This window comes from Candidatus Methylomirabilota bacterium (assembly GCA_035936835.1).
Classification (GTDB): domain Bacteria; phylum Methylomirabilota; class Methylomirabilia; order Rokubacteriales; family CSP1-6; genus AR37.
The window spans coordinates 1-12,048 of sequence record DASYVT010000105.1 but is presented as its reverse complement, the minus strand read 5'-3'; the positions used below and the strand labels follow the sequence as shown (position 1 = coordinate 12,048).

At 69.2% G+C, this 12,048-nt stretch carries 13 protein-coding genes; all 13 read right to left on the bottom strand.

Going from position 1 to position 12,048, the window contains the following annotated elements; all coding sequences use genetic code 11:
• Positions 1 to 313, bottom strand: a 313-nt coding sequence (locus VGV06_08395) for an elongation factor P (GenBank protein ID HEV2055178.1), incomplete at its 3' end; no start/stop codon positions are given.
• Between the two features lie 4 nt (positions 314 to 317).
• Entirely contained in the window at positions 318 to 980 is a 663-nt protein-coding gene (locus VGV06_08390; GenBank protein HEV2055177.1) for a tetratricopeptide repeat protein, read from the bottom strand.
• Between the two features lie 152 nt (positions 981 to 1,132).
• Complete coding sequence (gene aroB / locus VGV06_08385; protein ID HEV2055176.1) at positions 1,133 to 2,215, bottom strand: 3-dehydroquinate synthase; 1,083 nt, start codon at positions 2,213 to 2,215, stop codon at positions 1,133 to 1,135.
• A 12-nt stretch (positions 2,216 to 2,227) separates the two neighbouring features.
• Positions 2,228 to 3,394, bottom strand: coding sequence for a chorismate synthase (aroC, locus tag VGV06_08380; protein ID HEV2055175.1), 1,167 nt, complete (start codon positions 3,392 to 3,394; stop codon positions 2,228 to 2,230).
• Positions 3,395 to 3,404: 10 nt separating this feature from the next.
• The gene (locus VGV06_08375) at positions 3,405 to 5,903 is read right to left on the bottom strand and encodes an AMIN domain-containing protein (protein HEV2055174.1); all 2,499 of its coding nucleotides are present in this window, start codon (positions 5,901 to 5,903) and stop codon (positions 3,405 to 3,407) included.
• Positions 5,904 to 5,940: 37 nt separating this feature from the next.
• Positions 5,941 to 6,243, bottom strand: coding sequence for a hypothetical protein (locus tag VGV06_08370; GenBank protein HEV2055173.1), 303 nt, complete (start codon positions 6,241 to 6,243; stop codon positions 5,941 to 5,943).
• Positions 6,244 to 6,431: 188 nt separating this feature from the next.
• Positions 6,432 to 7,088 (bottom strand): type 4a pilus biogenesis protein PilO, encoded by a 657-nt coding sequence (pilO, locus tag VGV06_08365; protein HEV2055172.1) that lies wholly within the window; start codon positions 7,086 to 7,088, stop codon positions 6,432 to 6,434.
• Between the two features lie 3 nt (positions 7,089 to 7,091).
• Positions 7,092 to 7,640, bottom strand: a complete 549-nt coding sequence (locus VGV06_08360; protein ID HEV2055171.1) for a PilN domain-containing protein — start codon at positions 7,638 to 7,640, stop codon at positions 7,092 to 7,094.
• Complete coding sequence (gene pilM / locus VGV06_08355; protein HEV2055170.1) at positions 7,637 to 8,698, bottom strand: type IV pilus assembly protein PilM; 1,062 nt, start codon at positions 8,696 to 8,698, stop codon at positions 7,637 to 7,639. Before pilM ends, VGV06_08360 begins: the two co-directional genes overlap by 4 nt.
• A 193-nt stretch (positions 8,699 to 8,891) precedes the next feature.
• Positions 8,892 to 10,073, bottom strand: a complete 1,182-nt coding sequence (locus VGV06_08350) for a hypothetical protein (protein HEV2055169.1) — start codon at positions 10,071 to 10,073, stop codon at positions 8,892 to 8,894.
• A complete protein-coding gene (locus VGV06_08345; GenBank protein HEV2055168.1) occupies positions 10,070 to 10,525 on the bottom strand; it encodes a hypothetical protein in 456 nt (151 codons plus the stop codon). Before VGV06_08345 ends, VGV06_08350 begins: the two co-directional genes overlap by 4 nt.
• A 164-nt stretch (positions 10,526 to 10,689) precedes the next feature.
• Positions 10,690 to 11,169 carry a hypothetical protein gene (locus VGV06_08340; GenBank protein HEV2055167.1) on the bottom strand — a complete coding sequence of 160 codons (480 nt, stop codon included), beginning with the start codon at positions 11,167 to 11,169 and terminating at the stop codon, positions 10,690 to 10,692.
• 53 nt (positions 11,170 to 11,222) lie between these two features.
• Positions 11,223 to 12,048: prepilin peptidase (locus VGV06_08335; GenBank protein ID HEV2055166.1), on the bottom strand; the 826-nt coding region annotated here is incomplete at its 5' end.

Sequence of the window (12,048 nt, the reverse complement as noted above, 5' to 3'; positions counted from 1 at the left end):
GGAAGTCGCGCGCGTCGCCGACCTCTTCGGCGGAGAGCGAGATCTGGTCGTAGGTCTCCGTGTCCATGAAGTGGTAGCGGTCGTCCTTGTAGAGATACTGCATGTGCTTGTCCTCGAAGTCGACCAGCTCCACCTTCTCGCCGGCCCGGAAGGTGTTGTCGATGACGCGGCCCTGCCTCATGTGCTTGAGCTTGGTGCGCACGAAGGCGCCGCCCTTGCCGGGCTTGACGTGCTGGAAGTCGACGATGGTGTACGGCTGCCCGTCGAACTGGATCTTCAGCCCCTTCTTGAACTCGGCCGTGGACACCTGCATGACGTTATGGTCCCTTCCGTTTCTGGGTCTTGGCCCGCAGCGCCTCTTCGAGGCCCGCGCGGGCCCGGGCGTCGCCCGGGTTCTTCCTGGTCAGGCGCAGGAAGATCTGCGCCGCTTCGTCGCTGAGTCCCTGCTCGAGGCACAGGGCACCCATGCTCATCGTGGCGAACGTGTCGTCCGCCAGCACGCGCTGGAGCGGCGAGCCGTCCCCCGCGCGCCCTTCCGCGGCCAGCGTCTCGAGCAGCAGGCGCGATTCCCGGTCGCCCGCGTCGAGCTTGACCACGCGCTCGAGATGCTGCCGCGCCTCTTCCCAGCGTCCCGCCCTGCGGTGGATCTCGGCCGCGAGGCGATGCGCCTGGGCGTCTTTCGGGCCCGACTGGAGGATGACCCCGAGCTCGCCCAGCGCCGCGGCGGGGTTGCCATCGTCCAGGTGCGCCTTGGCGAGGATCAGGCGCGCCGTTGTGTAGTGCGGGAAGCGCCCGAGCCCCTCGCGGCAGAGGTTGATGGCCTCCCGCGTCCGTCCGACCTTGCGGTAGGCATCGGCCAAGGGAGCGAAGGCCAGCGAGGCCGGATCCCGGGCCAGGCGCTCCTCGTACCGCCTGATGGCGCCCGCCGCCACGGGATCCTCGGCGGCGGCCCCGCCGCCCTGGGGGATCGGGTTCGCCATGGCTCGTCTTTTATAAGCGCCAAAGGCCCGAGAGTCAATGCGTTCCCGGCCCTTGCTGCCGCCCTGCGGCCGTGACAAGCTCGCCCCGGCGGCCGACCAAAAAACCCGAGCAGCGGCGCGCAAGAGCGGTTTCTGGGACGGGACACGACAGATCAGCCGAGCTCGGCGAGGGCGTCGAGGATGGTCGACGTCGGCACGTCGAAGACCAGGCGGAACGCGCCGATCTCGGGCGCCAGGACAAAAGGCACGCGGCCGTCCTTGGCCTTCTTGTCGCGGCTGAGCGCCTCGACCACGAGCGAAGGCGCCTCTCCAACGTCGCGCACGGGCAGCCCGACGGCTTCGAGCAGGCGGACCTGCCGCGCGCGCACCCCGGGCTTTGCCAGGCCGAGGCGCTCGGCGATCCCGGCCTCGGCGGCGATGCCGAGCGACACGGCCTCGCCGTGGGCGAAGCGCCGGTAGCCTGTGACCGCCTCGATCGCGTGCCCGATCGTGTGTCCGTAGTTGAGGACGTGGCGAAGCTCCGACTCCTGTTCGTCGCGCTCGACCACCGAAGCCTTGAGACGGCACGAGCCCGCGACGGTCCGCTCGAGGGCGGCGGGCTCGCGCCCGAGCAGGGCCGCCACGCCGCGCTCGACGTCCTCGAAGTACGCGGCGTCGAGCACGATGCCGTGCTTGATCACCTCCGCCAGCCCCGATCGGTACTCGCGCTCCGGCAGGGTCAGGAGCGCGGCCGTGTCGGAGAGCACGAGGCGCGGCTGGTGGAAGGCGCCGACCAGGTTCTTGGCCCGCGGGTGGTCGATGGCCGTCTTGCCGCCGATCGAGGCGTCCACCTGCGCCAGCAGCGTGGTGGGCGCCTGCACCACGCCGACACCTCGCATGTAGGTCGCCGCGGCGAAGCCCGCAAGGTCTCCGACGGCGCCGCCGCCCAACGCCACGACGGTCGAGCCCCGGTCGAGCCCCGCGTCGAGGAAGCGCTCCCACGTCGAGGCGGCGACCTCCAGCGTCTTGGCGCGCTCCCCCTCGGGCAGGAGCACCGTAGTGACGTCGAAGCCTGCGGCGGCGAGGCTCCGGGTGACGACGACGCCGTGGAGAGCCAGGATCGCCGGGTCGGTGACGAGGGCGATCTTCCGGCCGGCCTTGAGGCGGGCGAGCTCGGTTCCGGCCAGCGCCAAGGCGCCGGCTCCGACGAGGATGCGGTACGAGCGGGCGCCCAGATTCACGGGGACGTCGATCATCAGCCGCCCCCGCTACCAGCTCTTGAGGTAGTCGAGGTAGCCTTGGTAGTTGCGGCGGATCTCGTCGATGCTGTCGCCGGCGAATTTCTCGAGGAAAGCCTCGACCAGGACGAGCGCCATCATGGCCTCGCCGACCACGCCGGCGGCCGGGACAGCGCAGACGTCGCTGCGCTCCACCACGGCTTCCACCGTCTCCTTGGTCGCCATGTCTACCGACTGGAGCGGCTTGCGCAGGGTCGAGAGCGGCTTCATCGCGGCGCGGACCACCACGGGCTGGCCGTTGGTGACGCCGCCCTCGAGGCCCCCGGCGCTGTTCGAGCGGCGGTGGAAGCCACTGTCGCTGTCGAACAGGATCTCGTCGTGGACCTCGGAGCCCGGCCGGCGCGCGGCCTCGAAGCCCATGCCGATTTCGGCGCCCTTGATGGCGTGGATGGAGCAGAACGCGCGCGCGAGGCGCCCGTCGAGCTTTCGGTCCCATTGCACGTAGGAGCCCAAGCCCACGGGACAGCCGAGGGCGATCACCTCGAAGACTCCGCCCAGCGTGTCGCCGGCCTCCTTGGCCCGATCGATGGCCTCGATGATGGCCCGCTCCGCCTTGGTGTCGGCGCAGCGGACTTCCGATCCCTCGGCGCGGCGTCGAACCTCGTCCCAGGGCACCTCGAGCGGGCCGATGTGCACGCCGCCGATCTCGGTGACATGGCTCAGGATCGTGATGCCGAACTCGCCGAGCAGTCGCCTGGCCACGCCCGCGACGGCGACGCGCGCCGTGGTCTCGCGCGCGCTCGAGCGCTCGAGCACGTTGCGGATGTCGCGGTGGCCGTACTTCATGGCGCCTGCCAGGTCGGCGTGCCCGGGGCGCGGCCGCGTGACCGCTTTCGGCGGCGCGCCAGCCGGCGGCTCGCCCACCGCCATGGTCTGCTTCCAGTTCTCCCAGTCCCGGTTCTGGATGGTGAGCGTGATCGGGCTGCCGAGGGTCACGCCCCAGCGCACGCCCGAGGAGATGTGGGCCTGGTCGCGCTCGATCTTCATGCGCCCGCCGCGGCCATAGCCCTTCTGGCGGCGGGCCAGGTCCTCGTTGAGGTGCTCCTCGGTGAGGAGAAGGCCGGCGGGCACGCCGTCGATGACGGCGGTGAGGGCCTCGCCGTGGGACTCGCCGGCCGTGAGAAAGCGGAACGCCACGTCGTGCGCGCTACTTCGGGGCGACGGGGGTGATGGCCAAGCCGGCGCTCCCCTGGCCCGTGACGAGCGACGGCGTCACGAAGATCACCAGCTCACGACCGAGTTCGGTGTTCTCCTTCTGCTTGAAGAGCCAGCCGAAGATGGGGATGTCGCCGAAGAGCGGCACCTTGCGCACGGTCGTGCTGGACACGCCTTGGGTGACGCCTCCGATGACGAGCCGGTCGCCTTCCTTGATGAGGACCTGGGTCTCCGCCTTGCGCTTGTTGATAACGGGTACGGTCGAAGTTCCGCCTGGGTTGATGTTTTCACCGCGCGAGTTGTTCTCTATGACGACCACCATCTTGATCTTGGTGACGACGTTGGCGCCGATCTGCTCCCTGAGCACGGTCGGCAAGACATCGAGCTTGAGTACAGCCTCCTTGAACTGGATCTGGGTGCCGGCCGAGCTTACGGTCGCGTAGGGGATTTCTTCACCGAGAGAGATCGAGGCCTTGGAGTTCTCCACCGTGACGATCTCGGGGCGCGCGAGCGTGCGCGTCTTGCCCTGCGCTGCCAGCGCCTGCAGCGCCAGGTTGATGTTGAAGTTGCTCGAGACGAGGCCGAAGGAAATGCCGCCGGCGGGCGAGCCCGCGGCGGCGGAGCCCGGCAGTGCCGCGAAGGGCAGGTTGACCACGTTGCCTCCCATCGGCAGGCCCGTGGTGGCCGAGATCGGGAAGAGCTGGCTCAGAGTCAAGCCCGGGTTGTTGGGCGAGAAGCCCTGGATTCCCACGGGGTCGAAGCGCACTGTCGAGCCGTCTGGCAGGAGGACACCCTGCGTGGCCGCGATCGCGGCTGCGGTCTTGCTCGAAGCACTCTGGAAGCCCTGGCCGATGATCGTAGTCGTGTTGTTGATGTTCCCGGCGCCCGCGCCGCCCCACTGGACGCCGATGCCCTCGAAGGCGCTCCTGTCGAGGATCTCCATCCGCGCCTCGATCTTGACCTGCGGCAGCGGGATGTCGAACTTCTCCTTGATCAGCTTCTTGATGCGCTCGAGGTCGGCCTCGTAGTGGCGAATGAAGATGCTGTTGGTCGGCTTGTGCGCCTGGATCGTGATGCCCTTGGCGAGCACGTCCTGGCTGACCGAGACGACCTGCTGGTTCTGCGGGATCGGGACGGGCGGGTACGGGCTGTTCGGCTCCGGCAGCCGACCGAGGGCCGGGTTCGGAGGGCTGGACCCGACCACGGTCGGGTTCTGCGGCACGCTCTGGATGATGGGCGCAGACGACACCGGCTGGGTGCCCGAGGGGGGAATGCCGAGGATGCCCTGAAGCGTCTTGGCGACCTCCTCGGGATCGGCATACGACAGGCGGATAGTCTCCTCGCGCAATGGCCCGCGCGACTTGGCCTCGCTGATGGCCGCGTCGGCCTGGAGCTTCTTGTAGGCGGCCTCCGCCTCCTTGAACTCCGCGTCGGCGCGCTTGGTGCGGATCTCGGTCTCCGCCTTGACCTGCGCCTCCTGCACGCGCGCCTGCGCTTCGCGTTCCTTGGTCAGCTGCTCGATGGACACGATCCGGATGATGCCGTTGCGGTCGAGCCGCTGCAGCCCGCGCGCCTCGAGGATGGTGTCGAGCGCCTGCTCCCAGGTGACGTTGTGCAGCGAGACCGACACCTTGCCCTTGACGTCCTCGCCCGCCACGATGTTGCGGCCGCTCTCGGCGGCCAGGATGCGCAGGAGGTTGACGACGTCGGCGTCCCTGAAGTCGAGCGAGATGAGCTTGCCGCTCGAAAGCGCCTGCCCGCTCGGCATGGACGGCGCGCCGGGCGCGGGCGGCGGAGTCGGCGCAGGCGCAGGCCCCGGGGCCGGCGGCGGAGCGGCCGACCCCGCCTGGGCGATGCGAGCCGGGGCAGGGGCGGCCTTGGGCTCGACAGCCGACAGGGGCGCCGGCGTGACCGTGGCCATAGCTTCCTTGTCGGGTGCGGCTTCAGTCTTCGTGACGTCCTTTGTGACATCGGGGGCGCGCGCTTCAAGGCGCGGCGTTTCGACGCGGGGGGCCCAGGCTTCGGCCGGCGCCGGCCGGACCTTCGCCTTCGTCTCGTGCGGCTTCGTCGCGGGCTTCTCGGCCTGAGCCGTGCCGGCCGGCTCGAGCACGATGAGCAGGCCTTCGGCGTCTTGGTCGATGCGGTAGCCGACCTTGCGGGAGAGCTCGACCACGACGCGCGCCACGCTGCCCTTCCACTGGCTGCCGCGCACCTGGCGCACGGGCTCCGTGTCTGACTTGAGCGTGGTCTTGCTCCAGGTGTATGTGGCGTCCGGCAGGTCGACGACGAGACGGTTCGGGTAGTCGATGAAGCTCGACTGGTACTTTGCCGGACCGCTGGTCTTGATGCGGACGGTGACCCCGTCGGGCAGGCGGTCGACGCTGAGTGACGTCACCTGGACGGCGGCGTCCGGCGTCTGTGCGGTTCCGGTGCCCGCGGCGACGACGGTGAGCAGGAGCAGCAATCCCACGCTCGACACGATGGCCTTCATCGGGCGATCACCCCTTTCGCGGCTCTGTGTCCGCATGTCAGTCGAGGACCAAGCGCAGGGTCACCATTGTAGGGCCCTGGCCCGGCTGCGCCGCGACCGCGAAGGTCACGGTGGTTCCGGTGATTCCGGTCACCCGTCCGTTGCCAAGAGCGTCGCCGCTCTTGAGAATATACCCGACACCGTTGGGCCCTTCGACGAGGGCCAGCGTGCCCTGGCGGCCCTGCACGATGCCCACCAGCTTCGCCGCCGTGACGTTGATCCCCTTGGCCTCGAGCGCCAACGAGACCGGCGAAAACGGGTCGCGGCGGCTCTTGGCGTCGTAGGCCAGTGGCGGGAGCACGGGGCCCGCGCCCGGATCGAGTGGGCGGACGGCGGACGCTCCGGGCCTGGCCGGCGCCTGGGGAGCCGTTGGTGCGGCTGCGGGCACCGGGGGCTTGGGCGGCGCGGGCGGCGGCTCGGCTCCGCCACAGGCACCGAGCAGCATCGCCCCGACGATCGGCGCGACCCTCCATCGCAGCTTCATCGGGACTACCCCGGCGGCGCGGCGGCCGGCCGTGCACCCGGAGCTGGGGGCGGAGCAGGTGGCGCAGCAGGCGCGCCCGGCTTGGCGGGCGGCGGCGGCGCGCCTTCCGGCCTGAACGTATACGTCGCCAGCGTCATCTCAGCCCGGAGCGTGCCCGTGGGCCGGTCGATGCCGATCACGCGGAAGTCGCCCAGCGACACGATGCGCGGCATCTTGCCCACGCGCTCAAGGAAGGCGCCCAGCTGGTGATAGGTGCACTCGGCCGTGACCGCGATCGGCACCTCCGACAGCACGTCCCTGTCCTCGGCCGCCTTCGGCTGGAAGAGCGAGACGCCGAGCCCCGATTGCGTGGCGAGGTCCGACACCTGGCGGTACACCTGCGGAATCTCGCGCTCCGAGGGCAGCCGCTCCTTGGCCGTATCGAGGCGCTTGCGCAGCGCCTCGGCCAGCGCGCGGAACGGGCGGAGGTTGGCCTCGTCCTCCTTCGACTTGAGCACCTCGGCGCGGCGGACCTCGTTTTCCTCCAGGAGGGTGTCGCGCTCCGCACGGGCTCCTGAGATGAGGAAGAAATAGCCCAGCGCGCCCACTATGACAAGCACTATCGCGCCGAAGATCAGCTTCTGCGGGCGCGGCGCGTTGACGATGGGGTCGAGGGCGCCCACGGCTCAGGGCTCGAAGCGCGTGACCACCTCGAAGGTGATCAGGCGCGGCGACTTGGTCAGGTCCTGCTTGGCGTCCACGATGTCCACGTCCTTGAACTTGCCGCTGGCCTTGAGGTTGGCCATGAAGTCGGAGAGGGCCGTGGCGCTGTAGGTGGTGCCGGCGAACCGCAGCTGCGTCCCCTTCTCCTCCATACGCGTGAGCCAGAGGTCCTTGGGCAGGGTGTCGAGGACGGCGTCGAGCAGGTAGACGGGGCGGGTCTGGCGACGCGCCACGAGCTCGATCGCGTTGACCCGGCGCTCGAGCGTCTCCTTGTCGCGCCGGAAGCGCTGGCCCTCGGCGATGATCACCTTGAGCCTGTCCGCCTGCTTCTTGTTCTCGGCGATCTCGGTGTTCAGCCGCCTGATCTCCGCCGAGAGGCTCCACCACCACACGCCCAGCACAAGCACGAGCCCCAGGGCGACCAAGCCGAAGAGCATACCCAGGTTGAAACTCGGAATGGAGAGGCCGACGCGCCTCTTGGTCGAGGGCGGCGCCAGGTTGATCCTGATCATGCGCCCTTGTCTCCCGGACGCCGCAGCCCGAGCCCCACGGCCACGGCCAGGAGGGGCCCGGCCTGGTCGAGCTCATCGGCCGAGAACTGGCCGGCGTCATGCTCCACGCGCTCGAGCGGCCGTGCGACTTCCACCGGGACACCCCATGAGGAGGACAGGAACTCGTCGATCCCCGCGAGCCGCGCGCAGCCGCCCGACAGCACGATGCGGCCGATGCGCTCCGACTCGGCCGTCGACGCGAAGTAGTCGAAGGTGCGCTGGACCTCCATCGAGAGGTCGCGCGACACGGCCTCGAGGGCGGGCACGAGATCGTCCCAGGCGACTCCGACGTCCTGGCCCTGCTTGGCCGCCTCGGCCTTCTCGAAGGGGATGTTGAGCCGCTGGGCGATGGCCTGGGTGTAGTTGTGGCCGCCGAAGGGGACGTCACGCGCGAAGACGGAGGTGCCGCCGCGCACGACGTTGGTCTTCATGACGGTGGCGCCGATGTCGATCAGCGCCACGGCCTCGTCGGCCGGCTCCGGATGGTTCAGCTCGAACTGGTTCTGGATTGCGAAGGCGTCGAGGTCCACAACGAGGGCCTCGAGGCCGGCCTGCTCCACGACCGCGACGTATTCGAGCACCTTGACCTTCTTCACCGCGACCAGGACCACCGACATGGAGTTGACCGACTCGCCCACGACCTCGTAGTCGAGGAAGACGTCGTCCACGGCGAAGGGGATGTGGTGCTCGGCCTCCAGCGTGATGGCGTCGGCCAGCTCCTTCGGCGTCACCTTGGGCAGGGGGACACGCTTCATGATGCCTTCGCGTCCCGAGACCGAGATGACCGCGCCGGTGCCCTTGATGCCGGCCTTCTGCACGCATTCCCTGACGGCGTCGCTGACGAGACCGGGCTCCTTGATGCTGCCCTCGCTGATCACGTCACGGGGTAGGGCGACCTGGGCGAATGCCGTGAGGCCCCACCCGCCTTTCCCTTCACGGAGCTCGATCGCTTTGATCGAGCTGGACCCAATGTCGAGCCCAAAGGTCAAGGGCCTCTTGCCCATTCCGAACAACCCCATGGCCGGCTCCCGGTCCTACTGACCGCCGACTCCCATGAGGGGGTCCCTGCGGCCAAGTGAAGGTTGACTGCCCGTCAGCAAAAAACGCTGACGTATCGCGTAGTTTATAACGGGGGTTGGGCCCAACTGTCAACTCTTCGACGCTACCAGATAAAGGGGTTTCGACTCCCCGGAGCCCGACTCATGGGGTAATTTAGGGGTCTGGAGGCTCTCGGTATGACCCTGCCTTGAGCATCCAGCCTCTCGGGACAGTGCCGTCGCCTCCGGAAGCTGCCGCGCAGTCAAACGTAAGAGCTGGGCCCCCGCCGGTCCGGGAGAGGCTCCCAGAGCCGCCGCGCACTCCTGCGGCAACGACCTGGCCCTCGATGCCTCCCGGTGTCGCGCCGCGATACGCGAAGCCGTCCTGCGCATACGCGAGTCCGCGCACGCGCGCGTCGCCCGAGATCTCGAGGGAGCCGGCGACGACGAGCCAACCGCGGAAGGCGCCTCCGCGGAGCTCGGCTCGCGCGAGCTCCGCCGCGGGGGTCGCGCCCGTGATGGGAGCCCCGTTCGCCGTATCGACGAACACGAGGCCCTCAGGAGCGGGACGCGAGGCGTCGAAAATGACCGAGCCCCTGTAGTAACTGCCGCGCGCGCGGGCCAGCCGCTTGAGCGCAAGGAGATCGGCATCCGAGAAGTTCCATGCGAGCGCCGCCTCGGCCGGCTGCGCCTGCACGTAGTCCCCAGCTTCATTGGGCGTGTCGTTGCCGTCGGCACCCCAGACCTTCGCGGTCGGCGCCACGCTCACGGCGCCGCTCGACCAGGCGCCCCGCTTGCCTCCGCACCGCGCGTCCACCCTTGCGTCCACTGCCACCTCGGCGGTGACCTCGAGATCACCCCGCACGCAGAGCGCACAGGGTGCGCTCTCCGCAGGCGCGCGCAGCCGCCACAGCGTGCCGGTGATGCGCTGGTGGGCTTTAGGACGGATGTCCCCAGCGTCGTCAGTCGGCGCCCATCCTACCGAGAGCACATCGCGCTCGTTCTGGGCCGCGCCGGCGACCACCGCGAGACGGAAGCCCCCCAGCGGCGCACCCCCGGCCGCTATGACGATGAGCCGGCTTCCGTCGTACGGCGGCGGGACCATAGTCGGCAAGGGGTCGGGTAGACCGTTGGGCGCCTCGGGATTCGCGAGCGCCCAGAGAGCCTGCTCGATGCCGGCCTCAGCCAACGCCCGTGCCTGCGCCGTGCGGAGCTGATTGGCGGCAATGGTAGGCTCCGTCGCCGACATGACGGAGAGCCCGAGGATCAAGGACGAGAGCAGTACCAGCGTGACCATGGCCAACGGCAACGCGGCGCCCCGCTCGTCGATCCAGAGCCGGACCAGGGCCTCCCTCACCGCTGCGCGACGAGCGTCGTTACGGAGATTGTCTTGTCGAGGGCAGCCAGGCCTCTGGCCGTGACCGGCCGGTACGCCACGGTCACTGTGACTTGGCGAAGGTGCCCGGAGGTGACGGCGCCGCAACCCGGCGGCAGGCCGCAGTCGAGGACACTGACCTGGCGGCTATAGCCGGCGTATGGGTCGGGCAGCGCCCCCTCGTCGGCGAAGGTTGTCGCGCCGCCGCTCTGCGGAGGGGACAGCGGCGCACCCGACACGCCGAGCCGATCCACGGGCGGCGCTGCGCTCCACGTAGCGGCGCGGACTTCCTCGAGGCGCGCGCCGGCGAGAAAGGTGGCGGTGGAGAGCTTGGCGCCCTCGCTCACGGCCGCGCCTACCACCGGAATGGCCGACGTGAGCGCGGAGAGACCGATGGCTACCACTGCGACGGTCGCCAGGACCTCGGCAAGCATCCCGGCTCAGGGCGCTACGGTCCTGTGGACGGACGTCGAGGCGAGGACGCTCAGGCTGTGACTGGCGTGAGTGGTTTGAACGGGCGCCGCCGACGACCTGCCCAGATTGTCGTGCAGTGCCGCCGATGCGCTGTGCACACAGAGAGCGGCGAGCATTGTCTCGCTCAGGGTCCGATGGTCACGCGACCGGAGGCCGAGACGAGGACGCTCAGGCTGGAGGTGCCGTGGGTGACCGTGAGGGTGGCGGCCGGAGCGGCGGCGCCCAGGCTGTTGAAGACCGGGCTGGCGCTGGCAGCGAGGGTGATGCCGTCTGGTGCCGGGATATTGCCAGCAGCGTTCGTGCCTGCTCCCGTCCAAACGCCCGGGACCTGGCAGTTCGCCTGCCTTGTGTACGTGATCGTCGTCGCGGCGATCTGTACGGCGACGGAGCAGTTCAGCTGGATGGCGAGCTGGCGGCCCTGGTTCACATAGGCGGCGACATCGGCGGCCGCCCCCCGCACCTGGGCGCTTTGGTAGTATGTGATGAACGCCGGGAGGGACAGGCTGAAGAGAGCCCCGACCACGGCCAGAAGAACCGTCAGCTCGGCGAGGCTGAAACCGGCTTGACTCTGGGCCGGGCCCCCACGTGGACGTGTAAGTTTCATGCGCTAGTAATCGAGCAAGAAAGGGGCCAGCTGGGACCCCCTTGAAACCGGTTTCAGCTCAAAAATCGGCCAAGATACCAGGCCCAAAGGATGCTCCCCCAAAGAAGGCTTATCACGGCTCCTAAGGCCAGAAACGGACCGAAGGGCACGGGGTCCTTCCTCCCCTTGGCCCCGCTTATTAGAAGCCCGATGGCCACGGCGCCTCCGCCGAAGACCCCGAGAAGAATGGCTAGAAGCACCAGCTTCCAGCCGAGGAAGGCTCCCATCATGGCGCCGAGCTTCATGTCGCCCCCGCCCATGCCTCCGCCGCTCGCCAGGATGATCACCAGGAAGAGGCCGCCGCCGACCAGGATGCCGGACAGCGTGTCGAGCCAGGCGGCAGGATGGAGGGCCATAGCCATCCCGGCCCCGACAGCGATGCCCGGCAGCGTGATGACGTCGGGGATGATCTGGTGGTCCAGGTCGATGCCGGTGATCGCGACAAGGGCCGCCAACAGGAGGAGCGCCGCGCCGAGATCGAGCGACGGTCCGAACCGCCGGGCGGCCAGCAGGAACAGCACCGCCGTGAGTAGCTCGACCACCGGGTACCGCCACGAGATGCGTGCCTGGCAGTTGCGGCAGCGCGCACGGAGCCAGAGCCAGGAAACCACGGGCACGTTGTCGTACCAGCGGATGGAGCTGCCGCACGCGGGACAGGCCGACGGAGGACGCACGACGCTCCGGCCGTCGGGAAGGCGCGCGATCACGACGTTGAGGAAGCTGCCGATGACGAGGCCAAAGAGGAAGCACGTCGCCTCGAGAAACAGGGGCGGGAGCACGACGGGATTGTACAGGAGCGAGGCCTCGGGACGGGCAGGATACCGGAGCCGGACATGCGAC